We start from the raw sequence: 23,288 nt of genomic DNA, 5'->3' as shown, positions 1-23,288 counted from the left end.
TTCGTTAGTGTTATTGGCTATATCCTAGCAGGAAAGCCAATCCGACCGAATTCATCAGGACACTGCATGAGCCACAACCCCCTTCGTCTGCTGCTGGATTTTGATGATCGCATCCAGCGGGACAGGGACCAGGCCCCCGCCTTTCTGCACCGCCGGGACCGGCGCTTTGCCCTGGACTGCCAGCAACAGGGCCAAAGCCCGGATGCCGCCCTGTGGCTGGAACAGATGGAGCGCCTGAGCGGCCCCGGTAACGCACGCCAGGCAGGCAGGGCGGTGCAGCAGCGCTGGCGGCGGATTAACGGCGGCTTTGCAGCGGCGGGGGCGGTGTTCGGCGTGCTTACCATGGCCGGCCTGCTGTTTTACGATGGCGGCCAGCGCATCAATGTCACGGTGATCATCGCGTTCGTGTTACTGCAGCTTTTGCTGGCACTGGCCACCACCGTGCAATCGCTGGCCGGATGGCAACCCTGGAGCTGGCTGCAACGGCGCCTGCAAGCACAGCCTCCCGGAACAATCCTGGCACAATTGCAACCGGCGCTGATGGCCCGGGCCGCCCACACCGGCGGCAGCCTGTTTGCCCTGGCTGGCCTGCTGACCTTGCTGGTTATGCTGGTGGTTCAGGACCTGGCCTTCGGCTGGAGCACCACGCTCAATACCGCCGCCCACAGCTACCATAGCCTGATCCAGGTCATCGCCAGCCCCTGGGGCGGGTTGTGGCCGGCGGCAGAACCGTCCCGGGAACTGGTGGAAGCCACCCGTTTCTTCCGCGCCTCGCCGGGCAGTACCGGCACCGATCCGGTTCAATGGGGGCAATGGTGGCCCTTTGTGGTGATGCTGTGGCTGACCTGGGTACTGCTGCCCCGCCTGCTGCTACTGGCACTCAGCCAGTGGTTGCTGGCCCGGAAGGCGGAGCGCTTGCTGCAACGCCATCCCGGCATGCAGGCCCTGATGTACCGCATGGAAACTCCGACCCTGGACACCGGCAACCAGCACAACGATGCCGAGGATTTGCCCGATACCCGCACCCGGGCCAGGCCCGGGCAGCTGCAGGACAGCCAGTACATTATCTGCTGGGCCGGAGCCGGGGAGCCGGAACTGCCGCAAGCATTGCTGGCGCAGGACAGCCGGGTACTCAAAGCCGGTGGCCGGGCGTCCCTGGCGGAAGATGACGGGGTACTGGAGAGCCTGGCTGAACAACTGGCCGGGGAGCGGGCTCCTTCTGTCGTGCTGGTTACCCGCAGCTGGGAGCCACCGACCGGGGAACTCCATGACTTCCTGGACCAGGCCCGGGCACGCTGGCCGGATGGCACCACCCTGACCATTCTGCCACTGGCACCCGATGCCAACCGGGAACCGGCGGAACACCTGGTCCAGCCCTGGCTGCGCTTCACCGAACGCCTGCCCGCCGGGTTTGCCAATGTTGCCCTGCTACCGGCGCTGCCGGATAACCCGTATCACACCGGGAGTACCGCATGATGAACCAGAAACCGGTGTTTGCGGTGGTGGGCCACCCCAACAAGGGCAAATCCAGCGTGGTGGCCACCCTGTCCCAGAACGACGCCATCGCCATTGCCCTGGAACCGGGCACCACCCGGGCCGGGCAAGCCTACCCGCTGACCGTCGACGGCCAGGAACTGTACACCCTGGTGGACACTCCCGGCTTCCAGCGCCCCCGAAGGGTACTGCAATGGCTGGAAGCCCACAGCCTGTCGGCCTCGGACCACCCGGAAACCGTGCGCGCCTTCGTGTTGCAGCATAGGGGCGACGACCGCTTTGTGGATGAATGCGAACTGCTGGCGCCGATCACCGAAGGGGCCGGCATTATCTACGTGGTGGACGGCTCCGTCCCCTACAGCGCCGAACACGAAGCGGAGATGACCATTTTGCGCTGGACCGGGCGCCCCAGCCTGGCCCTGATCAACAGCATCGGCGACGACGATTACAGCGACACCTGGCAATCTGCGCTTGGCCAGTTCTTCCAGGTTGTCCGCAAGTTCGACGCCGTACGCGCCCCGTTCGAACAACATCTGAGCCTGTTGCGGGCCTTTGGCCAACTGGAGCCGGACTGGGAACAGCCCCTGGAACAGGCCACTCACCTGCTGTCAGAACAACGTCGCCAGCGCCGGCAACAGGCGGCCCAGCTGATCGCCCGGGCACTGGAAGACCTGATGTCCTGGCAGGAAAAGCGCACCCTGACCCTGGACCAGATTGCCGGCACCAGCGATGCCACCCTGGCCGAAACCCTCCGGGAACGCTGGTATCAACGTCAGCGCAAACGGGAGCAAACCCTGCGGGTGAGCATCGAACACCTGTACCAGCACCAACGCATACAGCGGCAGGAAGCGGAACTGGAGTGGGCCAGCCAGCATGACCTGTTCTCGGAAGACACCCGCCAGCACTGGGCCGTCAGCAAGAAGTACCTGGCCGGCGCCGGCTTTGGTGCCGGGGCCGTGGGCGGTGCCGGCCTGGACGCCCTGACCCTGGGCTCGTCCCTGGGTGCCGGCGCTCTGATAGGTGGTGTACTGGGGGCAGCGGGCAGTTATTTTTACGGAGACAGACTGGTACTGCCGGCCCTGAACATCGGCCCCATAAAAGACGGCCTGAAAACCGCCAGTTTTGGCCCTGTACAGGACAGCCAGTTCGGCTATGTTGTTTTAGGTCGGGCCGTGGACCACTGGTGGCACATCAGCCATCGCAACCACGCCGGCCGGGATTTACTGGAACTGGAACCGGCGGATCACCACTGGCTGGAACAGCTCGGCAAAGCCAGCCGAAGGGAGATCCAGAAAGCCTTCGACCGGTGCCGCAAACAGCGCTCCCTGAGCCATTCCCAGCGGCAGGACCTGGCCTCCGCCATCGAGCAGGCCATGGCGGTTTATGATGACTGGCGGTTGAACCGGGCCTGACAGACATGTTTATACTGTATGGCTATTCCATCACCAAATGAGGAATGCGAATGAAAATCGTACGAGTGCAAGACATCATCGGTACCGAGCGCGAAGTCAGCGCCCAGCAATGGACCAGCCGCCGCCTGCTGCTGAAAAAGGACGGTATGGGTTTCTCTTTCCACGAAACCATCATCCCGGCCGGTACCGAGCACACCTTCTGGTACAAGCACCACCTGGAAGCGGTTTACTGCGTAGCCGGTAACGGCCGCATCAAGGACCTTGCCACCGGTGAAGTGCACGAAATTACCGACGGCACCCTGTACGCCCTCGACAAGCACGACCGTCACACCCTGTACGGTGGTACCGAAGACATGCGCCTGATCTGCGCCTTCAACCCGCCGGTTACCGGCCAGGAAGTGCACGACGAAGACGGCGCCTATCTGCCGGACACCAGCGAAGACTGATTCGCACCATCGTGGCAAGCAACTCCGCCGCGACCACACCGCCACCGCCAGCCAGGTTGCTGCCGGTGGCGGTGCTGCTTTGGCTGGCCGGTGTTTACCTCCGGGTACCTATACTGGTCGCCCCGCCCCTCGCGCCATTTATTGCTGACGAGCTGGCCCTGAGCCAGGCCCTCACCGGCGCCCTGACCACCCTGCCCATCCTGATGCTCGCCATCGGCGCCATGCCCGGCTCCCTGTCGATCTCCCGCATCGGCCCCCGAAACACCCTGGCCATGGCCATGGTTATTATGGTGATCGGTTCCGCCGGCCGGGGCCTGGTGCCCGACACCTTCACCCTGATGCTCGCCAGCGCCGTGATGGGGCTGGGCGTTGCCATGATGCAACCGGCACTGCCGGCACTGTTACCACGCTGGCTGGAACCCCACCACATTGCCATGGGCTCTGCCATCTACATGAACGGCATGCTGATGGGTGAATTCATCGGCGCCGGCATCACCCTGCCGGTACTCATGCCGCTATTGGACAACAGCTGGCGTGCCACCCTGCTGGTATGGTCGCTACCGGCACTGCTGGTGGCCGCCGCCCTGTTCCTGCCCAAACGGGACATGGCCCGCCCGGTACGCCGCGCCGCCTGGCTGCCAGACTGGAAAAACCCGCTTACCCTGCGCATTGGCCTGCTACTGGGCCTGTCCGGCTCCATGTTCTTCGGCCTCAATGCCTACATGGGCAATCTGCTGGAGCAGCAGGGCAAAATCAGCATGCTCTCCGAAGCCCTGTTCTGGTACAACATTGCCCAGGTATTCGCCTCCCTGGTCGTGCTCAAAATGGCCCGCCGCTGGGTAGGCAGCCGCACCACCATCGTCATAACCGCGGCCCTCAGCATCCTCGGCACCACCGGCACCGTGTTCCTGGAAGGCTGGTGGTTCATCGCCAGCGCCACCGTCATGAGCTTCGTCGCCGGCATCCTCCTGATCCTGCTCGTCGCCCTGCCACCGCTCCTGGTCAGCTCCGCCGAAACCGGCCGCCTCTCCGCAGGCACCTTCCTGGTGGGCTACACCATGGGCTTCTGCGTGCCCATGCTCGGCGGCCTCATCGCCGACACCACCGGCGACCCCAGACACGCCATCATCACCATGATCGCCTACAGCGTGCTGGTCCTGCCCCTGGCCTTCACCCTGGACCTGGAACGAAAAAAGGACCAGCCCGAAAGCTGATCCTTTGTTTCCTTCCAATATCCAACAGCCGTGCCGGCTCCCCGCAAAGAGCTAGCAAGCCGTGGGGCGGGGGTGAGCTTTCCGCCGGAAAAAAGATGTCTGAGCGAAGCGAGTTGTTTTTTCCAGAGGAAATCTCACCCCCGCCCTGCGGCTGGACTCCGAAATAAAGCGGAGCCAGACTCCGAACTTAGATGTAGTAGTCCTTCAACGGAGGAAACCCGTTAAACTCGATGGCACTGTAAGTGGTGGTATAAGCCCCCGTAGACAGCCAGTACATCCGGTCCCCAATCGCCAGGTTCAAAGGCAACGGATACTTATGGTGCTCATACATAATGTCGGCACTGTCACACGTCGGCCCGGCAATCACACAGTCCTCGCCCTCGCCGGTCTTCTCGGTCCAGATCGGAAACTTGATCGACTCATCCAGTGTCTCGATCAGGCCTGAAAACTTGCCCACATCGGTAAACACCCATCGGTGCAGCGCCGTGCGGGACTTGCGTGAAATCAGCACCACCTCACTCACCAGCACCCCGGCGTTCGAAATCAGCGAGCGCCCCGGCTCGATAATGATCTCCGGCAGCTCCTCACCGAAATCCTCCTGCAGAAAACGCAGGATCTCCCGGGCATAGACACTCAGCTCGTTGGTACGGGTCAGGTAATTGGCCGGAAAACCGCCGCCCATGTTGATCATCTTCAACTCGATGCCATCTTCTTCCTTCAGGCGCTCGAAGATCACCTTCACCTTGTTCAGCGCCGCATCCCAGGCGCCGATTTCCCGCTGCTGGGAACCGACATGGAACGACACGCCATAAGGCACCAGGCCCAGATCCCGGGCCAGGATCAGCAGGTCCATGGCCATATCGGTCTGGCAGCCGAACTTGCGGGACAGTGGCCAGTCGGCCGTCAGGGTACCTTCCGTCAGGATACGCACATACACCTTCGAACCCGGGGCCGCCTTGGCAATGTTGCGCAGGTCTGCTTCGGAGTCGGTGGCATACAGACGCACACCCTTCTCGTAGAAGGTGCGAATGTCCCTCGCCTTTTTGATGGTGTTGCCGTAGCTGATGCGGTCGCCGGTGACACCCAGCCCCATGACCTTGTCCAGCTCATACACCGACGCGATATCGAAATTGGCACCCTTGTCCCGCAGCATGGTCAGAATCTGCGGGGCCGGGTTGGCCTTCACCGCATAGTAGACGCTTGCGCAGGGGAAACCGTCGATCAGCTCATCGTACTGGCGTTCGATGGTCTGGGTGTCGATCACCACAAATGGGGTTTCCTTGCCATCGGCAAAGTCCTTGATCCGCTTGAACGTCTCGGCGCTGTAGTAATCGGCGATATCGGCGTTGGGGGTCTGGTTCATGGGTGGTGTGTCCCTCCACAGGGTGAACGGGCATAAAAAAAGGGTAGCACAGACTCGCCGTGCTACCCGTGAATGTCGCGATCATCAGGCTTTTTTCTGATCACCACAAATGCGCATATGTACCCATAAATCCGGCAACGGGAACCGGACGTCCGGCACAGAATTTTTGCCTACACCGCCACCGGCCAAAGCGGGGTCGGTTCGGTCGGGCCATCCGGGTCCTGGGGGCAACTCTGGCGCTGCAGGTAATCCAGGATTGCGTCTTTCAGGTCACTGCCCTGGCCCAGGCCCTGGTTGCCGAACAGGCGGTTGAATTCCAGTACATAGGGGTAGCCCTCGACCAGCGCGATATCAAAGCCTGCGTGGTCTACTTCCAACTCCCGGGCCAGGCGCAGGGCCAGCTCGATAGCCGCCGCAGGCACGTCACCGGTGACAATCTGCCCACCCCTGGCCACATTGTTATAGAAGCCCTGTTCGGCCTGGGTGCGCCAGTAGGCGGTGACGACCTGGTCGCCCACGATCACCACCCGCACATCCCGGTCGATCGGCAGGTACTCTTGCACATAGAGCACATCGGCACGTTCACAATACTTCAGCCAGTCTGCCCGGGACTCGATCAGCCAAACGCCTTCACCCATGCTCGCCTTGGGCAGCTTGGCCACAAAGGGCAGGGCCATGGCATCCCACAGCATCTCCCGCTCCTGGGGGCCATTGGCCTCAATAAGGGTCCAGGGCGTGTGCTCGGGGGCCACGGTCTGGAAGGCCCGGGTCATTTCTACTTTGTCGTGGCCGATACGGTAGCTGGCCACGCTGGGGAAAACCCGGCATTTCAGGCCGTGCACCAGGGCACTGAGCTGCCAGTATTCGGGGAACAACACCCAGTCTGCTTCCTGCAGCAAAGGCTTGTGGCGCAAAAAATGTTCAGGTTTGAGAACTGTGGTGTCCGGAAAGCCGAGAGTACGGAACACGTTGAAAGAAACAAAGTGCATGGTTATCGCCGCACAGGGTGGAGAATGGCGGCATTTTATACAGCTTCCGGCCACTGGCAAGCGGTATTTTTCCGTTTGTGCACGAATTCCTGTTGCACGCCCAGATATTATTGGTAATAATTCGCATTAACGTTTAACAGTGAAGAGGATGCTCCATGAAAACCACCCTGCAAATTGCCGCAGCCGCTGCTGCCCTTCTGTTCGCCGCTCTCGCATTCGCAGATGACGACTACGAGCATTACAAGGGCGAACCTTCAAAAACCCTCGAACAGGCGGTTGCCAACCTATCCGAGTACAACAACCGGCTGGAAAAAGTACTTGCCGGCGAGCTGACCCCGGAAGCCATGAACGAAGTGCACCAGCTCACCTACACCCTGGAAAATGCCCTGGGCAAAATGGATGACGAGCTGGAAGACATTGCCGAGCGTCTGGAGCTGGTCCACAAGGCTTCCGAGCGCGCCGACCCGGATACCGTGAAGCAGGAAGGCGCGGTGTACCTGGAAAAGAGCCGCACCATCGTGAAATAACCGTTACGGCCAGGCTCATCTGGCCGGGCGCTTTTTCGTGCCCTGCTGGGCCTGGGCGGTAAGCGGGTCTTCCGGCCAGGGATGTTTGGGGTAGCGGCCCCGCAGTTCCTTGCGTACTTCCGGGTAGGCGTTCTGCCAGAAACTGGCCAGGTCCGCCGTTACCGCCAGCGGCCGCTGAGCCGGTGACAGCAGGTGAATCACCACCGGCACCCGGCCGCGGGCCACTTTCGGAGTTTCCGTCCAGCCAAACAGGGCCTGCAGCTTGGCCGCCAGCACCGGGCCGTTGTCGGCACTGTAATCCAGGGTCACGTTCTGGCCGGTGGGAATGGTCAGGGCTTTCGGGGCCAATTCATCCAGTTGTTGTTGCTGCGGGTAATCCAGCAGAGAATTCAGGGCCTGGACGAGGTTGATGCTGGCCAGGTCTGACCAGCGCTTCGCCCCTGCCATGAAAGGGCCCAGCCAGATTTCCAGGGTCTCCAGCAAGGCGCTGTCGCTCACCTCCGGCCAGTCGCCGGGAAACTGAGCCGCCAGCAATCGCACCCGGGCAACCCACTGGCGGGCGCCCGGGTTCCAGGGCAGGCTGTCCAGCCCCTTGCGGCGCACCGCATCCAGCAAACCCTGCTGGATCAGTTCCGGGGCTACCTGTTGCAGGGGCTTCTCCGCCAGTATCAGGGCACCGAGTTTGCGGACCTTCCTGGCCACCACGGTGCCGCGCTTGTCATCCCAGAGCGCTTCTTCCTGCTCTTCAATGTGGGCGGCAAGGTCCTGCTCCAGATCCACCAGGTCCACCGTTGCGGCCAGATAGATGGTTGCTTCCCGGGCCTTGCCATCCAGATCCGCCGCCACCAGCCACTCCTGCCGGGCGAGAGGGTCTTCATCCCGCAATACTGCGCCCTTACCGTTACTGAGCTGGTAACGAGGCGTTGTGCCCGGCCGGCGGCGGGCAATACGGTCCGGATAGGCCTGGGCAAGCACCCGGCCGACATCGGTTTCTGCCGGTAGCTCCTGCACAAACTGGCCCCGACACAGCCGCTTCGCCGCCTGCTGAACCGCTTTCAACCGAGCCGGATCCAGCCCCCGGTGACCGCGCTCGCCCCGCAGCACCCGAATCCGCTCATGCAGATCGGCCCCCGAGCCCGGCCCCAGCAAATCCCGCTCTTCCAGCAACGCCGCCAGTTCTGCCGCCAACTGATCCAGACCCAGTGCACGGCCCTTGATCACCATATGGGCAAGCCGCGGATGCAGGCCCAACTCTCGGGCGGCCTTACCATGGTCGGTAATGGCACCCTCGGCATCCAGCAAATCCAGCCACTGCAATAACTCCACCGCCTGCTGCCAGTGCGCGTTCGGCGGCGCATCAATCCAGGCCACCTGCTCCGGCGACCGGGCACCCCACTGGGCCAGCTCCAGCACCAGCGGTGCCAGGTCCGCCTGCTGGATTTCCGGCGGCGTGTAATCCGCCAGCCCGAACTGCTCTGATTCACTCCACAACCGGTAACATACCCCCGGCTCAACCCGCCCGGCCCGGCCTTTACGCTGCTCGGCAGAAGCCTTCGACACCCGGCCGGTGACCAGCCGCGTCATCCCGCTGTTCGGATCAAACACCGCCCGGCGCTGCTGGCCGGCATCAATCACCACCCGCACGCCTTCAATGGTCAGACTTGTCTCGGCAATGGCCGTGGCCAGCACAATCTTGCGGGTTCCCTCTGGCGCCGGTGAAATCGCCCGATCCTGTTCCTCGGATTTCAAATTGCCATACAGCGGCGCTAGCACCAGGTTATCCGGCAACTGCCCCGCCAACTGCTGCGCCACCCGCCGAATCTCGCCAGCCCCGGGCAGAAACACCAGCAGGGAACCGATCTGATCCCGAAGCGCCTCCTGAACCACCGCCACCACCTGGTCCACAACCCGGCCATTGCGGGGCAAGGGCCGATACGCCACCTCCACCGGAAACGCCCGCCCCTCCGAAGTAATCACCGGTACATCCCCCAGCACCCGGGCAATGGGCGCGGTGTCCAGCGTGGCCGACATCACCAGCAACCGAAGATCCTCCCGCAACGCCTGCTGGCTCTCCCGCACCAGAGCCAGGCCCAGATCAGCCTGTAACGACCGCTCATGAAACTCATCAAACAACACCGCGGCATAGCCTTCCAGCATCGGGTCGTTCTGAATCAGGCGCGTGAGAATGCCTTCGGTAACCACCTCAATCTGCGTGGCCCCGGATACCTTGGTATCCAGCCGGGTCCGATACCCCACCGTCTGCCCCGGCGCTTCCCCCAACTGCTTCGCCATATACCGGGCCGCCGAACGGGCCGCCAGCCGCCGGGGCTCCAGCATCAGGATCTTCCGGTTGTCCCGCCACGGGGCATCCAACAAAGCCAGCGGCACCCTCGTCGTTTTACCGGCGCCCGGTGGGGCCTGCAGCAGGGCTGTGGTTCCCTCGTTCAGGGTTTGTTTTAGCTCTGGGAGTATGTGTTCTATCGGGGGCATGTTTTGGGTTGGGTTTAGCCTGTTTGTTTCGGGGGGTGGCGCGGGGGGTGTTTTAATTTTTTGGCCGAAAAAGAACTCGCTGCGCTCAGACACCTTTATTCGACCAAAAAATTAAAACACCCCCCACACCTTGCGTAACTTTTAGGGTATCTCAAGAGGTTACCATGGTCTGTCTGAGGTTAAGCTGTTTGACCTTTTAACCAGTCAGGTCAGGTTCGCCTGCTATTAGTCAAACACCCTTGGAAACAAACCAGTATCAATCTCAAAGTGCTACCGAAAACCATCAGCTCTGAGCTTTTCAACCAAACAGTTTTTCAAACCAGCGGAACCGCCGTGGTCAGCTAGAGCGGGGTGGTGGGGTATTTTTTTCCGCCGGAAATGAATGTCTGAGCGCAGCGAGTTTCATTTCCAAGGCAAAAAATACCCCACCACCCCGATCAATCCCCCGCAACCAACAGTCTGGGAGCCCAAACCCGCCCCAAACTCAATGGCGGGAATGCCACACCTCAGGCCGGGGCACGAAGAACGCGAACACGAGGCCAAACACCAGGGCCGCGACACCGATACCAAAAGCCGAAACCAGGGTACCACCGGAGTCGAGCCACTGCTTGGTGAGCCACGGCCCCACCATCTGGGTGAAGCCGTAGAGGGCTACCATGGCTGCGGACAAGCGCGGGCCCTGGTGGGGATGGAGGGCGCGGCCGATGCGCTGGGTAAGGAGCACTGTGCCCAGGAAGGTGCCTCCGACCAGGACCGCGCACAGCACCAGACCAATGGCCCCGGGCCAGAGCACGGCAGCCAGGACACCGGCCAACTGTATGATGAAATTCAACCGCAGCGCCGGCAGGTCGCCCATGATGGCGCCGAGTTTGTTCCAGAGCCAGGGCGCGGGGATGGTGAACAGGGCGACCAGCATCCAGGTGCCATCCTGCAGGAAGTGGCCATCCGGCAATTCGATTTTTGCCAGCAGCGGCAGGAAGGTCATGGGCAGGATGTAGCCCAGGCCGGCGCCGGCGTATGAGAGAAACAGCGGGATGCTGGCGCGGTCGATCAGGGGGGTGTTGGTGATGGCCTGGCCTGAATCATCGTGTTCCCGCACCGGCACATCCAGCTTGCGCAGCTGCATGACACCCCACCAGGCCAGCGGGATGGACACCACTGCCGCCGGCCACCATCGCTGGGCACCCTCGAGGAAACCCGCCGTGCCGGACACCAGGCCGCTGGATACCAGCAGGCCGGCACCGACGCCGATGTACACCAGTCCACTCATGGTGGCGCGGTTGCGCAGGACCAGCCATTCCAGGATCAGCGCCGGGGCCTGCACAAACACCACGCCGTTAGCCACGCCGTTGAGCCAGCGGGTGGTGGAGATGACCGTGAGGTTGTCGGTCTGGGTCATGATCAGGGTGGTGAGTACATGCACGGCCAGGAACAGTGGCAGCATGAAGCGAATCTGGTCGATGCGATGCCAGCGGATGGCCAGCATGGCGCCCATCAGGTAGCCCAGATAGTTCCAGGTGGCGACCGCGGCGCCGTCCGGCGCGCTGAACTGGTTATCCGCCACCAGGTAGGGCAGCAGCGGCGTGTAGATAAACCGGCCAAGGGTGTGCACCACCAGCAGCACCAGGCTGCCGGCCAGCAGTACCGTGAACAGCTGTTTCGGAGTGGCAGTCGGGGAAGATGTCATGAGTGTGGCCCGGTTACTGGTGGCTGGGTATCACAGCCGGGCAGTGTAAGGGAGGCGCCGGGTTTTGTCAGTGGGACCTTGGCCCAAGCCCCTCAGGCTCCCGAAGCCCGGGGGTCGTTTGCCTTCGCCCACTGGTAGATCCGCTCGTAGGCCTGTACCAGTTCTTCCGGCTTGTGGGGAGGCTGGATCAGCGCCTGCAGCTTTCCCTCCGGGTTCAGCAGGGCGAAGTGGCCGCTGTGATCCACCAGCAACTGGCCATCAACCTCCCGGTGCACAAACACGGCGCTGACACTTTTGGCCACGGCTCGCAGGGTCTCCAGGTCGCCGGTCAGGCCATGGAAGTTTTCACCGAAGAAGCCGGTATAGGCTTTGAGCTTTTCCGGGGTGTCGTGTTCCGGGTCTGCCGTCACCAGCAGGTAATCCGGCTGGGGCAGTTCCGCCGGCAGCAGGCTGTTGGTTCGGCGCAGGTTTGCCATGGCCGCGGGGCAGATGTCCGGGCAGTTGGTGTAGCCCACAAACACAAAGGTCCATCGGCCTTTCAGGCTGTCCCGGGTCACGGTTTCACCCTGCTCATTGGTCAGGGTGAACTCGGCAAGTTCACGGGGCTGGTCGTACACGTAGGTGTTGTACTGGCTCAGATCCGGTGCGGGCGCGGGTTCGCTGCTGCCGAGGAACACCTGCCGGCCGACGGTCAGGCCAAAGATCAGTACAACAAGCAGTAACAGTACAAACAGCGTAATGCGTAACGACCGCCCCATGGGGCCTCCAACTCAGGTTAGTGCAACCGCCTCTGTTCAGAAAAAGACGAAGTGATCCACCAGTAACACCACAAACAGCGCCATCAGGTAGGTGATGGAGTATTTGAAGGTGTTCAGGGCTACCCGGCGATCATCCCCTTTCAGCAGGCGGATGGCATATTGCAGGAACCTCAAGCCTAGCGCCAGGGCACCGATCAGGTAAATACCGCCAGACATGCCTGTGACAAAAGGTAGCAGGCTCACCGCCAGCAGCATCAGGGTGTACAGCAGGATGTGCAGTTCGGTGTACTTGTTGCCGTGGGTTACCGGCAGCATGGGAATACCGGCCTTGGCGTATTCTTCCTTGCGGTGGATGGCCAGGGCCCAGAAGTGGGGCGGGGTCCAGGCGAAGATGATCAGCACCAGCAGCAGCGCATGGCCTTCGACCTGCCCGGTGACTGCGGTCCAGCCCAGCAGCGGTGGCATGGCACCAGCCAGGCCGCCGATGGTGATGTTTTGGGGCGTGGCCCGTTTCAGGAACAGGGTGTATACGCCGGCATAGCCCACCAGTGATGACAGGGTCAGCCAGGCGGTCAGTTCGTTCACCTGCCAGATCAGGACAATCATGCCGGCGGCCGCCAGCATCACCGCAAACAGGATGGCATCGAAGGGAGCAATCCGCCCGGTGGCTACAGGACGCTTGCGGGTGCGGGCCATGACGGTGTCGATCTTCTGGTCCACTACGTGGTTCACCACGGCCGCAGCCCCGGCCAGCAAGGCAATGCCCAGGTTACCGAACAGCAGGATGTCCCAGCCCGGCACCCCCGGCGCCGCCAGCAACATACCGATCACCGAGGTCAGGATCATCAGGGCCACCACCCGGGGCTTGGTCAGCTCCAGGTAGTCGCGCCAGGAAATCCGGCCCGATACTGACTTTGCACTATGCTGGGCCGGCAGCGCCTTTGCTTGCTCGCTCATGCCGTAACCTCCCGGTTTATGGTTGTTGTGTGGGATTCTGTTGATGCAGCCCTGGATGTTTGCGGCTGCGGAAGCTGGTGATGCCGCCAGATCAGGTGGATGACGGACAACAGCAGGCCCGCCCCCATCGCGTTGTGGCCGACCGCAATGGCCAGCGGAATGTGCAGCCAGACGTTGGCCAGACCAAGGCTGATCTGTAGCACCAGTGCCCCGGCCACCAGCAAGACGCTGTTTTCCAGCCGGCTTTCACCCCGCTGCTGCCATAGCCTGAGCAGCAGGAGACCCAGATACACCAGCACTATCAGCGCACCTAACCGGTGAGTGACGTGAATGGCCACCCGGCCGTCGGCTGTCAGCTGGCCGCCCAGATAATTCGGGCCTACATGCTGGGCAATGTCGAAGCCATGGTGGAAATCCATCCCTTCCGGCCACCACTGGCCCTGACAGGTGGGCAGGTCGGTGCAGGCGACAGCGGCATAGTTGGCCGCCGTCCAGGCTCCCAGGGCAATCTGCAACACCACCAGTAGCAGGCCGCCATAGAGCCACGGACGAAGCCGGGCAAGGGACAATGAAGCAGTAGCAACTGCCGGCGGCTCACCCCGGGCCCGTTTGCGCAGGCGCAGGGTCAGTAACAACAGCATGCTGAGGGTCGTGAAGCCTCCGAGCAGGTGCAGGGCCACCACCTGGGGCCAGAGCTTCAGGGTGACCGTCCACATACCAAAAGCGCCCTGCAGTACAATAAAACCGGCAATAAACAGGGGCAGCCGCAACGGCAACTGCTCCCTCCGGTGCCGGATGGCGGCAATTGCCAGCCCAAACACCACCAGCCCCAGGGTACCGGCGGCATAGCGATGGATCATCTCCGGCCAGCCCTTGGACACATCCACCGGAGTTTCCGGAAAGCGGGCATTGGCAATAGCAATGCTGGTTTCACTCTGGGGTACGGTCAGAAAGCCATAGCAGCCAGGCCAGTCCGGGCAACCAAGCCCGGCGTCCACCAGCCGGGTCCAGGCGCCCAGCATGATTACCACCACCGCCAGGCCGCAGGCAAAAGCGGACCAGCGGGCCATGGGTTTGGCAACGGATGGCTTTTTCGCCTCAGGCAAAGACAGCTCGGGGTTCAATTCCGGTTTCACGGCCCTGACCTCCCGATCAGCCAATCTGGGACAGCTTCAACAGGTGTTTAAGGTCTTTGAGCATCTGTTTGCCGGTGTGCTCGGTTCCGTAATGCATCATTACGTTACCAAACGGATCGACCAGCAGAATCCGGGGCTCGTTGGCGGGGTTCACGCCTGCAGGCCAGGCCGGTGTTGCTCCGGGAGCAACCCGAAGCCGCTCCATCAGGCTGTATTCCTCGCTCCAGCGGGCTTCCAGTGCTGCCGGGGTGCTAGCAAGGTACGCCGCACGGCCAACCCTCGGGGCATTCTTGCCCAAGGCAATGTTCACCTGCCGGGCCAGGTACAGTAACTGTTCGCAATCCTTCTGGCAGCTGCCGGCGGTAACCAGCATCAGCCACTTGGCCTCCGGCTGGTCTACCCCAAACCGGTCGGCCAGGGCTACGCCACTTCCGGTTTCCAGATTCAGTGCCTGTACCGGCACCACGGGCTGCAGCAACTGCCCTTGGTTGGAATGGCCGGCGGGGTTCAGCCAGCCGGTATAAAACATGATAGTGGCCAGCACCATGGGACCAAAGCCCACTGCAAACAGCAACAGTGCGGTACGCCGGCCACGGCGGGTCTGTTCGGGGGTGGGCTCAACACCGGGAGTCACGTTATCAGCCGTTGTCGTTGTCATTATCGGCTCCTGTCTTTCGGTTCTTTCGAGGTCTCGCTGTTCTTTTTATAACTCGCTACTTTTTAACTCGCTACTTTATAACTCGCCACTACAGTCAATATAGTCAGTGCTACGGCAAGCGCAAACCACTGGGCCGCATATCCGTAGTGGGTCTGCGGGCCCATCACATCCGGCACCCGGTCGGCCCGGTAGGCGCCGGGTTGCTGGCTGTCGGCCAGGGCAACAATCATGGCTGCAGGATCAACGCCCTCCCCGGCCACCAGCTCTGCCGGCAATGCCTGAACCCTTCTTGGCCAGGAACCGGATTCCGGCTCCGTAGCTGCCAGCACGGGTGGCTCCGGGTAATCCGCCAGCCGGCCATTCAGGGTGTACAGATCCTCCGGCGTGGTTACCAGCGGTAACTGCTCCCGCGTGCGCGGCGCCTGTATCCAGCCCCGGTTCACCACCACCGGCGGGCCTTCAAGGGGGTGGAACAGTGTCAACACTTCGTAGCCGGGGATGCCGTCCCGGGTACGGTTATCCAGCAGCCAGGTCTGTTCACCATAAAAACCGGTGAGCGACACCGGTTGCCCGGGTTTCAGCGCACCGGCGGACTGTTCTGCCCAGGCCTGGCTGGCCGACTCTGCCTGCCAGGTTTCCAGCAGCGCGGTTTTCTCCGCGGCGCGATTCAGTTGCCACACGCCAAGACTGATCAGCAGGGGCAGAAACAACCCGGAAAACACCAGTAATCGCCAGTCAAACTGCCAGTGGCGAGCCATCAAACAGGTCTACCCATGCTCTGCTATAGTGAGTGAAAGCTAAAAATAACGGGAATTCCCATGCTCAAGATTGCCATCGTTGTGTTGCTCGTTGCGGTTATGGCCAGCCTGTTCAGCGGTCTGTTTTTCCTGATCCATGACGGCGGCAAAACCCGGCGCGTGGTGAATTCCCTCGCAGTCCGGGTTGCCCTGAGCGTGCTCTTGCTGGCGCTGATCCTGGTCGCTCTCTGGTCCGGGAACATGACCCTGAACCCCACGCCGTAACCGCTCCGTCAGATTACATACACAAAGACAAACAGCCCCAGCCACACCACATCCACAAAGTGCCAGTACCAGGCGGCCGCCTCGAACCCGAAGTGGTTGTCTTCCGTAAAGTGCCCCTTGATGATCCGCACCAGCATGATGAACAGCATCAGGGTACCCAGCATTACGTGGGCGCCGTGGAAACCGGTGAGCATAAAGAAGGTGCTGCCATAGATACCGGATTGCAGGGTCAGGTCCAGGTCGCCATAGGCGTGGGCGTATTCATAGCCCTGCACAAACATGAACACCACCGCCAGGGCAATGGTGGCGGCCAGCCACAGCTTTACCTTGGCCCGGTTACCGGCTTTCAGGGCGTGGTGGGCGATGGTGACGGTGAACGATGAGGTCACCAGCAAAATGGTGTTGATCAGCGGCAGGCCCCAGGGGCCGATCACTTCTTTCGGGCCCTGATACACCTGGGGGTCCGGGTTGTTGATCAGAGGCCAGCTGGCCTGAAACCCTTCCCAGAGCATGTTGGTGCTGCCCTTGTCGCCTTCACCGCCAATCCAGGGCACCACAAACACCCTTACGTAGAACAGCGCCCCGAAGAAGGCGGCAAAGAACATGACTTCCGAGAAAATGAACCAGCTCATGCCCCAGCGGAACGAGCGGTCCATCTGGTCGCTGTACAGGCCGGCCCGGCTTTCGCGGATCACGCTGCCAAACCAGCCAAACAGCATGTAGGCCATGATCAGCGCGCCAATCCAGAACATGAACCAGGAGCCGCCGGTGCTCTCGCCCTGATTGCCGTTCACCATGATTGACGCTGCGCCATACAGGGTTACGCCCAGGCCCACGGTGGCAACGATGGGCCATTTGCTCTGTTCGGGAACGTAGTAGGTCTGGTGATCCGCCATAGCTGTCTCCGATGGCTTAGCCGTTATTGTTGGTTGTTGTTGCGCCTGCCCTGGCCGAACCAGACACCCTTGCTTCTGGGTCCTGGTCGTAGAGGGTGTAAGACAGGGTCAGCTTGGTAATATGTTCTGGCAGCTCCGGGTCGACAATGAACACCAGCGGCATTTCCACGCTTTCCCCGGCGTCCAGGGGCTGCTGGTTGAAGCAGAAACACTCGGTCTTGTGAAAATACAGGGTGCCTTCGGAGGGCGACAGGCTGGGTACCGCCTGCCCCACCATGGCATGGTCGGTGGGGTTGGCGGCGTAGAAGTTCACCGTAACCGCCTCACCCGGGTGCACCTTCACACTCCGCTGTACCGGCCGGAACTCCCAGCTCATGCCCGGGCCGTTGCTGGCCAGGAACTGCACGGTGACCGTGCGGTTCTCGTCCACCTGGTTCGACACCCCGGTTTCATAGCGCCCGCCGGTCTTGCCGTTAATGCCGGTGATTTCACAGAAGACGTCGTACAAAGGCACCAGGGCAAAGCCAAAGGCAAACATGCCCACCACGCCAGCCATGCACCCGGCGATCACCCGGCTGTTACTGCGCTTGCCCTGTTGTGGTTGCTGTTCGGCCATGGTGACCTCCCGGTTATTTCACTTCCGGCGGTGTAGAGAAAGTGTGATAGGGCGCCGGCGAAGGCACCGTCCATTCCAGCCCTTCAGCACCATCCCACGGCTTGGCCGCGGCCTTTTCGCCACCGCGCACGCACTTGACGACAATGAACAGGAACAGCAGCTGGGTAACACCGAACATGAAGGCCCCGATACTGGACACCATGTTGAAGTCCGAGAACTGCAGGGCGTAGTCCGGAATCCGCCGGGGCATGCCCGCCAGCCCCAGGAAGTGCATAGGGAAGAAAGCCAGGTTCATGCCGATAAACGACAGCCAGAAGTGGGTCTTGGCCAGGGTTTCGTCGTACATGTGGCCAGTCCACTTGGGCAGCCAGAAGTAAGCCGAGGCGAAGATACCGAAGATGGCACCGGGTACCAGTACATAGTGGAAGTGCGCCACCACAAAGTAGGTGTCGTGGTACTGGAAGTCCGCCGGGGCAATGGCCAGCATCAGCCCGGAGAAGCCACCGATGGTAAAGAGGATGATAAAGGCCACGGCAAACAGCATGGGTGCTTCAAAGCTCAGGGAACCCCGGAACATGGTGGTTACCCAGTTGAACACCTTCACCCCGGTGGGCACGGCAATCAGCAGGGTGGCATACATAAAGAACAGCTGCCCCGCCAGCGGGATGCCCACGGTAAACATGTGGTGCGCCCATACCAGGAAGGAGAGCAGGGCAATGGCGCCCACGGCATACACCATGGAGGCATAGCCGAACAGCGGCTTGCGGGAGAAGGCCGGTACGATATGGGAAATAGCCCCGAACGCCGGCAGGATCATGATGTACACCTCCGGGTGCCCGAAGAACCAGAACACATGCTGGAACAGCACCGGGTCACCACCGCCGGAAGCATCGAAGAAACTGGTGCCGAAGTTGATGTCCATCAGCATCATGGTGACCGCACCGGCCAGCACCGGCATCACGGCAATCAGCAGGAAGGCGGTAATCAGCCAGGTCCAGACAAACAGGGGCATTTTCATCATCTTCATGCCTGGTGCCCGCATGTTCAGGATAGTGGCAATCACGTTGATGGCGCCCATGATGGAAGACACGCCCATAATGTGGATGGCAAAGATGAAGAAAGTGGTACTCGGGGGCCCGTAAGTGGTTGATAGCGGGGCGTAGAAGGTCCAGCCAAAGTTGGGCGCGCCACCCTCCATGAACAGGGTCGACACCAGGATCAGGAAGGCACAGGGCAGCAGCCAGAAACTCCAGTTATTCATCCGTGGCAGCGCCATATCCGGCGCGCCGATCATCAGCGGCAGCATCCAGTTGGCCAGCCCCACAAAGGCCGGCATCACCGCGCCGAACACCATGATCAGGCCATGCATGGTGGTCATCTGGTTGAAGAACTCCGGCTGCACAATCTGCAGGCCGGGCTGGAACAGTTCGGCCCGGATCACCATCGCCATACTGCCGCCCAGCAGGAACATGGCGAAGCTGAAGATCAGGTACATAGACCCGATGTCTTTATGGTTGGTGGTCAGCAGCCAGCGGCTGATGCCTTTGGCCGGGCCGTGGTGATGTTCCTGGCTGTGGGTATCTGCAACCGCACTCATGAAAACCCCCGTTACCGCCGTTTGTTATGGCTGGTGATTGTTGTTATCTGGCGTCGATTACTCTTGGTTCTTGTAATCAAAAATCTCTTTCGGCGTGACCATCTCGCCGGTGTTGTTACCCCAGGCATTCCGCTCGTAGGTAATCACCGCGGCCAGGTCCACTTCACTCAGCTGACCACCGAAGGCCTGCATCGCTGTGCCGGACTTACCATTCACGACGATATCGATATGCGCGGCCATGTCCTCTGTTGCGATCTGGCTGCCCTTCAGTGCCGGGAAGGCCGGCGGCATGCCAGTACCATCCGGCTGGTGACAGGAAGCACAGGCACTGGCGTAGGCCTTCTCGCCCCGCTCCATCAGCTCTTCCAGGGTCCAGTCTTTCTCGGTCAGCTGGCGCTCGGCTTCTGCGGCGGCCCGCTGTTCGGCTACCCAGGCGTTGTATTCCTCTTCGGGCACCGCCTCCACCACTACCGGCATAAAGCCGTGGTCCTTGCCGCACAGCTCGGTGCACTGGCCGCGATAGATGCCCGGCTCGTCCACGCGGGTCCAGGTTTCGTTGATAAAGCCGGGGATGGCGTCTTTCTTCACACCGAATTCCGGCACCCACCAGGAGTGAATCACATCATTGGCGGTCAGCAGGAAGCGCACTTTCTTGCCCACCGGAATCACCAGCGGGTTGTCCACTTCCAGCAGGTAGTTCTCACCCTTGGCCTGGCGATTCTCGATCTGCTCCCTCGGGGTGGACAGGCTGGAGAAATAACCGAAATCGTCGTTGATGTACTCATAGCGCCAGCGCCACTGGTAACCGGTAACCTTGATGTCCACCTCGGACTCGCTGGTGTCGTACATCTCCACCAGGGTTGCCGTGGCAGGCACGGCCATGGCAACCAGAATGGCCAGGGGAATAATGGTCCAGAGGATTTCCACCACGGTGTTTTCGTGGAAATTGGCGGGCTTGGCACCCTGGGATTTGCGATGGGCAAAGATCGACCAGAACATGACCCCGAACACCACCACACCGATGGCCACGCAGATCCAGAGAATGGTCATGTGAAGGCTGAAAATCTGGTTGCTGGTACCGGTTACCCCCGGAGCCATATTCATGGTCCAGTCCGCCATGACTACAGCCGGTGACAACAGACCAGCGGCTAGGGCAACTGCCCGCTTGGCATGCACGCGCATACTGTGTCTCCACAGAGTGTTATTCTTGTCGGATTTTGCGTCATCCCTCTGCGGTCTGTTCCGAAGCTCGCAACAGCGGAACCACCGAGAGTGAAAGCCTGCTTACGGATACATCAAATGTCAGTGTAGACACAGATCAAAAAAAGACTAAAAAATCATTAAACCTAAAATGGATAAGTAACCCGTTTTGATAAACAGAATTTATAAGGCCGTTGTTCGCCCTACCGATCGCCGCCTGTGGACACTGGCCTGGCCGCTGATGCTGACCAACCTCACCGTGCCCCTGCTGGGGTTGGTGGATACGGCCGTGCTCGGCCACCTGGACAGCCCGGAATACCTGGGCGCGGTGGCGGTGGGCGCCAACCTGTTCACCATCCTGTACTGGACCTTCGGCTTCATGCGCATGGGCACCACCGGCCTGGCCGCACAGGCCTGGGGCCAGCGGGATGCCTTTGCCCAGGTGGCACTGTTGTTGCGTTCGCTGTTGCTGGCCGTAGGCATTGGCCTTTTACTGATCCTGTTTCATAAGCCGCTGATTGCGGTGGGCCTGAAGTTGATGAACCCCAGCCCGGATGTTGCGGCACTGGCTGCGGAATACGCTGCCATCAGAATCTGGAGTGCGCCGGCGGTGCTGTGCCAGTACACCCTGGTGGGCTGGTTGATTGGTACCCAGTTCCCCCGGGGGCCCATGGTGATGCTGATCATCGCCAACGGCATCAACATCGTGCTGGACGTGTTCTTCGTGACCGTTCTGGGCTGGAACAGCCGGGGCGTGGCCATGGCCACCGTAATGGCCGAATACGGGGCCACCGCCATCGGTGTAATGATCGTGCTCAAACGCATGCCGGAGGGCCAGCAGCTGACCCGGGAGCTGTTCGGTAAGGTGTCGGATTACCTGCGCATCCTGCAGGTGAACCGCTACATCATGGTGCGTACCATCGCCCTGCTGCTGTGCCTGGCCTTCTTCACCGCCCAGGGTGCCCGGCAAGGGGATGTCATCCTGGCCGCCAATGCTGTGCTGATCACCTTCCTGCTGGTGATCTCCAATGCCCTCGATGGCTTTGCCAATGCCGCCGAAGCACTGATCGGAGAAGCCGTTGGCAAGGGCAGCAAACGGCAGTTCAAGGTGGTATTCAACAGCGCCCTGCGCTGGTCACTCTGGGGCGCACTACTGCTGACCATCGGGTTTGTACTCGGGGGCCGCTGGCTGATCAGCCTGTTAACCGGCATTGAAGAAGTGCAAACCACCGCCTGGCAATACCTGCCCTGGCTCTGGATGTTACCGTTCGCAGCGGTGTGGAGTTACCTGCTGGATGGCGTATTTATCGGGGCTACCCGCACCCGGGAAATGCAGGACACCATGCTGTTCTCAGCGCTTGGTGTGTTTTTGCCGGTGTGGTGGCTGACTACCGGCTGGGGCAACCATGGCCTGTGGCTGGCACTGATCAGCCTGATGCTGGCCCGCGCTGGCAGTATGGGTTGGTTGTGCTGGCGCTACACCCGCCAGGATGTGTGGTTTCAGCCACGCTAGGCACCCGGGATTTCGGTTTTCCGCAGGGGATTTTGCCGCCTGCCGGCAGCGCCATAAAAAATATTGGCTACACTGTTTTTAAACGGCAGGCAGTTCAGCTGGCCAGCCCGGCCGACTGCCACTTGGTTGCTCCTGGAGAAGGGGAGGCGCCTTGCGACCTCATTTTGTACCTACATCGGCATCTCCTGACATGACACCACAGGCAGTCCTCGAGATTATTGACCAGGCACGTCGCCAGGAAGCCCGCTCGGGGAGCTTTCTCCGGCAGCTGAAAGACAAGGCGACCAGGCTGCCGTCATCGATCGTAATCGACGGCCAGCCTGCCACCTGCCTGTTCCAGTTTGCCGTGGAATACATCGAAATGGCGCCACGGCTGATCGAGTGCGTAGACACCTGCGCCATCGACGCCGGCACCAAGCCCCTGTTCCAGCCATTCATTGATGCCGCTATCCGCTATTTCACCCAGCCCTCGGTGCTGCTGGTCCGCTATGACGGCCTGGACGGCCTGCTGATCCGGGCCTACCTGTGCCACCGGCTGATGGAAGAGATGCACGACAACAACCGTTCTATCCGGGCCGGCGAGCTGATAGACCTGGAAGCCACCCGGGCCAACCTGCTGGCCCACGAACTGATCGGCGAGCCGTTCGCCAACGAGCTGGACGATGCCATCACCGTCACCGTGTTGCAGATTGCCGGCACCCCGGATTACTACGACCTGGACCTTGACCCCTTCGTGGAGCAGTTCAACAACCGGGCCTGGGACTGGATGCGCAATTACTGGGAAAACCTGCTGGAGCGGAACCACATCCGGTTTTCCCTGGGCCCGGCCCTGTAAAACAACATCCTGACCAACAAGTCACTGAATTTCTGTGCAATAACCCTGTATCCTTCGGCCATCCATTCACTGTTCCGGAGGCTTGCCCTGTGCTTGAGAATACCGACCTTGGAAAACTGATTGTCCGGCTCACCCTCGGTGGCCTGCTGCTGTTCCACGGCATCGCCAAACTGCTTAACGGTATCGGTTTTATCGAGGCCCAGCTGGCCAGCCATAACCTGCCGGCAATACTGGCGTACGGTGTGTATATCGGGGAAGTGGTGGCACCACTGATGGTGATTCTGGGGTATCAGACCCGCATTGGCGCGCTGATCATTGTCTTCAACATGCTTGTGGCTATTGTGCTGGTGCACAGCCACCAGCTGCTGTCGCTGGCCGGGAACGGCGGCTGGGCACTGGAACTGCAGGGCTTTTTCCTGTTTACCGCGCTGGCCGTGGTGTTTATGGGGCCGGGCAAATACAAGCTGAAGAACTGAGT

Annotated in this window: 22 protein-coding genes; 9 read left to right on the top strand and 13 right to left on the bottom strand. The window is 61.1% G+C overall.

What is annotated here, in order from left to right; all coding sequences use genetic code 11:
- The first annotated feature begins 66 nt into the window (after window positions 1–66).
- Genes AQ621_RS15960 through AQ621_RS15945 form a run of 4 tightly spaced genes read left to right on the top strand, consistent with a single transcriptional unit; the run spans window position 67 to window position 4,566 of the window.
- Entirely contained in the window at window positions 67–1,476 is a 1,410-nt protein-coding gene (locus AQ621_RS15960) for a DUF2868 domain-containing protein (protein ID WP_058342228.1), read from the top strand.
- Window positions 1,476–2,906, top strand: coding sequence for a GTPase/DUF3482 domain-containing protein (locus AQ621_RS15955; RefSeq protein ID WP_058342471.1), 1,431 nt, complete (start codon window positions 1,476–1,478; stop codon window positions 2,904–2,906). The genes AQ621_RS15960 and AQ621_RS15955 overlap by 1 nt, the downstream gene beginning before the upstream one ends.
- A 50-nt stretch (window positions 2,907–2,956) precedes the next feature.
- A complete protein-coding gene (locus AQ621_RS15950) occupies window positions 2,957–3,352 on the top strand; it encodes an ectoine synthase (protein ID WP_022990468.1) in 396 nt (131 codons plus the stop codon).
- 11 nt (window positions 3,353–3,363) lie between these two features.
- Entirely contained in the window at window positions 3,364–4,566 is a 1,203-nt protein-coding gene (locus tag AQ621_RS15945) for an MFS transporter (protein ID WP_058342227.1), read from the top strand.
- 187 nt (window positions 4,567–4,753) lie between these two features.
- Here the strand turns inward: AQ621_RS15945 and AQ621_RS15940 are convergent, their stop codons facing one another.
- Both AQ621_RS15940 and AQ621_RS15935 read right to left on the bottom strand, forming a co-directional pair.
- The gene (locus AQ621_RS15940; RefSeq protein ID WP_058342226.1) at window positions 4,754–5,929 is read right to left on the bottom strand and encodes a type III PLP-dependent enzyme; all 1,176 of its coding nucleotides are present in this window, start codon (window positions 5,927–5,929) and stop codon (window positions 4,754–4,756) included.
- A 170-nt stretch (window positions 5,930–6,099) separates the two neighbouring features.
- Window positions 6,100–6,918 (bottom strand): ATP-grasp domain-containing protein, encoded by an 819-nt coding sequence (locus AQ621_RS15935; RefSeq protein WP_058342225.1) that lies wholly within the window; start codon window positions 6,916–6,918, stop codon window positions 6,100–6,102.
- 155 nt (window positions 6,919–7,073) lie between these two features.
- Here AQ621_RS15935 and AQ621_RS15930 point away from each other — a divergent pair, with 155 nt between their 5' ends.
- Window positions 7,074–7,445 carry a DUF6746 family protein gene (locus tag AQ621_RS15930; protein ID WP_022990464.1) on the top strand — a complete coding sequence of 124 codons (372 nt, stop codon included), beginning with the start codon at window positions 7,074–7,076 and terminating at the stop codon, window positions 7,443–7,445.
- A gap of 15 nt (window positions 7,446–7,460) precedes the next feature.
- Here the strand turns inward: AQ621_RS15930 and hrpB are convergent, their stop codons facing one another.
- The 7 genes from hrpB to AQ621_RS15895 all read right to left on the bottom strand — a co-directional run bounded on the left by hrpB (window position 7,461) and on the right by AQ621_RS15895 (window position 15,889).
- Complete coding sequence (gene hrpB, locus AQ621_RS15925) at window positions 7,461–9,935, bottom strand: ATP-dependent helicase HrpB (RefSeq protein WP_058342224.1); 2,475 nt, start codon at window positions 9,933–9,935, stop codon at window positions 7,461–7,463.
- Window positions 9,936–10,419: 484 nt separating this feature from the next.
- The gene (locus AQ621_RS15920) at window positions 10,420–11,622 is read right to left on the bottom strand and encodes a YbfB/YjiJ family MFS transporter (RefSeq protein WP_058342223.1); all 1,203 of its coding nucleotides are present in this window, start codon (window positions 11,620–11,622) and stop codon (window positions 10,420–10,422) included.
- Window positions 11,623–11,714: 92 nt separating this feature from the next.
- Entirely contained in the window at window positions 11,715–12,380 is a 666-nt protein-coding gene (locus tag AQ621_RS15915; RefSeq protein ID WP_058342222.1) for an SCO family protein, read from the bottom strand.
- A 36-nt stretch (window positions 12,381–12,416) separates the two neighbouring features.
- The gene (gene cyoE / locus AQ621_RS15910; RefSeq protein ID WP_058342221.1) at window positions 12,417–13,337 is read right to left on the bottom strand and encodes a heme o synthase; all 921 of its coding nucleotides are present in this window, start codon (window positions 13,335–13,337) and stop codon (window positions 12,417–12,419) included.
- Window positions 13,334–14,407 carry a COX15/CtaA family protein gene (locus tag AQ621_RS15905; protein WP_058342470.1) on the bottom strand — a complete coding sequence of 358 codons (1,074 nt, stop codon included), beginning with the start codon at window positions 14,405–14,407 and terminating at the stop codon, window positions 13,334–13,336. The genes cyoE and AQ621_RS15905 overlap by 4 nt, the downstream gene beginning before the upstream one ends.
- A gap of 82 nt (window positions 14,408–14,489) precedes the next feature.
- Complete coding sequence (locus AQ621_RS15900) at window positions 14,490–15,131, bottom strand: hypothetical protein (RefSeq protein WP_022990458.1); 642 nt, start codon at window positions 15,129–15,131, stop codon at window positions 14,490–14,492.
- 62 nt (window positions 15,132–15,193) lie between these two features.
- On the bottom strand, window positions 15,194–15,889 hold the full coding sequence (locus tag AQ621_RS15895) for an SURF1 family protein (RefSeq protein ID WP_058342220.1): 696 nt from the start codon (window positions 15,887–15,889) through the stop codon (window positions 15,194–15,196).
- 60 nt (window positions 15,890–15,949) lie between these two features.
- On the opposite strand from AQ621_RS15895, the gene AQ621_RS15890 reads away from it, so the two are divergent.
- A complete protein-coding gene (locus AQ621_RS15890) occupies window positions 15,950–16,153 on the top strand; it encodes a twin transmembrane helix small protein (RefSeq protein WP_058342219.1) in 204 nt (67 codons plus the stop codon).
- 8 nt (window positions 16,154–16,161) lie between these two features.
- On the opposite strand, the gene AQ621_RS15885 is transcribed toward AQ621_RS15890, so the two are convergent.
- From AQ621_RS15885 to coxB, 4 genes are read right to left on the bottom strand one after another with little or no spacing between them, the layout of a single operon-like run.
- Window positions 16,162–17,049, bottom strand: a complete 888-nt coding sequence (locus AQ621_RS15885) for a cytochrome c oxidase subunit 3 (protein WP_022990455.1) — start codon at window positions 17,047–17,049, stop codon at window positions 16,162–16,164.
- 16 nt (window positions 17,050–17,065) lie between these two features.
- Window positions 17,066–17,665 (bottom strand): cytochrome c oxidase assembly protein, encoded by a 600-nt coding sequence (locus tag AQ621_RS15880; RefSeq protein WP_058342218.1) that lies wholly within the window; start codon window positions 17,663–17,665, stop codon window positions 17,066–17,068.
- A 13-nt stretch (window positions 17,666–17,678) separates the two neighbouring features.
- Window positions 17,679–19,262 carry a cytochrome c oxidase subunit I gene (ctaD, locus tag AQ621_RS15875; RefSeq protein ID WP_022990453.1) on the bottom strand — a complete coding sequence of 528 codons (1,584 nt, stop codon included), beginning with the start codon at window positions 19,260–19,262 and terminating at the stop codon, window positions 17,679–17,681.
- A 57-nt stretch (window positions 19,263–19,319) separates the two neighbouring features.
- Window positions 19,320–20,444, bottom strand: a complete 1,125-nt coding sequence (gene coxB / locus AQ621_RS15870) for a cytochrome c oxidase subunit II (RefSeq protein ID WP_036220212.1) — start codon at window positions 20,442–20,444, stop codon at window positions 19,320–19,322.
- A gap of 259 nt (window positions 20,445–20,703) precedes the next feature.
- On the opposite strand from coxB, the gene AQ621_RS15865 reads away from it, so the two are divergent.
- The 3 genes from AQ621_RS15865 to AQ621_RS15855 all read left to right on the top strand — a co-directional run bounded on the left by AQ621_RS15865 (window position 20,704) and on the right by AQ621_RS15855 (window position 23,286).
- The gene (locus AQ621_RS15865) at window positions 20,704–21,975 is read left to right on the top strand and encodes an MATE family efflux transporter (RefSeq protein WP_082641162.1); all 1,272 of its coding nucleotides are present in this window, start codon (window positions 20,704–20,706) and stop codon (window positions 21,973–21,975) included.
- A gap of 190 nt (window positions 21,976–22,165) precedes the next feature.
- Window positions 22,166–22,810 carry a hypothetical protein gene (locus tag AQ621_RS15860; protein ID WP_022990449.1) on the top strand — a complete coding sequence of 215 codons (645 nt, stop codon included), beginning with the start codon at window positions 22,166–22,168 and terminating at the stop codon, window positions 22,808–22,810.
- A gap of 89 nt (window positions 22,811–22,899) precedes the next feature.
- Window positions 22,900–23,286 (top strand): DoxX family protein, encoded by a 387-nt coding sequence (locus AQ621_RS15855; protein WP_058342216.1) that lies wholly within the window; start codon window positions 22,900–22,902, stop codon window positions 23,284–23,286.
- Window positions 23,287–23,288: the final 2 nt, after the last annotated feature.

The sequence above is a fragment of the Marinobacter sp. P4B1 genome (assembly GCF_001447135.1).
Lineage (GTDB): Bacteria > Pseudomonadota > Gammaproteobacteria > Pseudomonadales > Oleiphilaceae > Marinobacter > Marinobacter vinifirmus.
This window is presented reverse-complemented; position numbering and strand designations above follow the sequence as displayed.

Excerpts from the sequence above, each read along its gene's own strand:
- AQ621_RS15960 (WP_058342228.1), top strand. The coding sequence starts at position 67 with ATGAGCCACAACCCCCTTCGTCTGCTGCTGGATTTTGATGATCGCATC.
- AQ621_RS15955 (WP_058342471.1), top strand. The coding sequence starts at position 1,476 with ATGAACCAGAAACCGGTGTTTGCGGTGGTGGGCCACCCCAACAAGGGC.
- AQ621_RS15950 (WP_022990468.1), top strand. The coding sequence starts at position 2,957 with ATGAAAATCGTACGAGTGCAAGACATCATCGGTACCGAGCGCGAAGTC.
- AQ621_RS15940 (WP_058342226.1), bottom strand. The coding sequence starts at position 5,929 with ATGAACCAGACCCCCAACGCCGATATCGCCGATTACTACAGCGCCGAG.
- AQ621_RS15935 (WP_058342225.1), bottom strand. The coding sequence starts at position 6,918 with ATGCACTTTGTTTCTTTCAACGTGTTCCGTACTCTCGGCTTTCCGGAC.
- AQ621_RS15930 (WP_022990464.1), top strand. The coding sequence starts at position 7,074 with ATGAAAACCACCCTGCAAATTGCCGCAGCCGCTGCTGCCCTTCTGTTC.
- hrpB (WP_058342224.1), bottom strand. The coding sequence starts at position 9,935 with ATGCCCCCGATAGAACACATACTCCCAGAGCTAAAACAAACCCTGAAC.
- AQ621_RS15920 (WP_058342223.1), bottom strand. The coding sequence starts at position 11,622 with ATGACATCTTCCCCGACTGCCACTCCGAAACAGCTGTTCACGGTACTG.
- AQ621_RS15915 (WP_058342222.1), bottom strand. The coding sequence starts at position 12,380 with ATGGGGCGGTCGTTACGCATTACGCTGTTTGTACTGTTACTGCTTGTT.
- cyoE (WP_058342221.1), bottom strand. The coding sequence starts at position 13,337 with ATGAGCGAGCAAGCAAAGGCGCTGCCGGCCCAGCATAGTGCAAAGTCA.
- AQ621_RS15905 (WP_058342470.1), bottom strand. The coding sequence starts at position 14,407 with ATGGCCCGCTGGTCCGCTTTTGCCTGCGGCCTGGCGGTGGTGGTAATC.
- AQ621_RS15900 (WP_022990458.1), bottom strand. The coding sequence starts at position 15,131 with ATGACAACGACAACGGCTGATAACGTGACTCCCGGTGTTGAGCCCACC.
- AQ621_RS15895 (WP_058342220.1), bottom strand. The coding sequence starts at position 15,889 with ATGGCTCGCCACTGGCAGTTTGACTGGCGATTACTGGTGTTTTCCGGG.
- AQ621_RS15890 (WP_058342219.1), top strand. The coding sequence starts at position 15,950 with ATGCTCAAGATTGCCATCGTTGTGTTGCTCGTTGCGGTTATGGCCAGC.
- AQ621_RS15885 (WP_022990455.1), bottom strand. The coding sequence starts at position 17,049 with ATGGCGGATCACCAGACCTACTACGTTCCCGAACAGAGCAAATGGCCC.
- AQ621_RS15880 (WP_058342218.1), bottom strand. The coding sequence starts at position 17,665 with ATGGCCGAACAGCAACCACAACAGGGCAAGCGCAGTAACAGCCGGGTG.
- ctaD (WP_022990453.1), bottom strand. The coding sequence starts at position 19,262 with ATGAGTGCGGTTGCAGATACCCACAGCCAGGAACATCACCACGGCCCG.
- coxB (WP_036220212.1), bottom strand. The coding sequence starts at position 20,444 with ATGCGCGTGCATGCCAAGCGGGCAGTTGCCCTAGCCGCTGGTCTGTTG.
- AQ621_RS15865 (WP_082641162.1), top strand. The coding sequence starts at position 20,704 with ATGCTGACCAACCTCACCGTGCCCCTGCTGGGGTTGGTGGATACGGCC.
- AQ621_RS15860 (WP_022990449.1), top strand. The coding sequence starts at position 22,166 with ATGACACCACAGGCAGTCCTCGAGATTATTGACCAGGCACGTCGCCAG.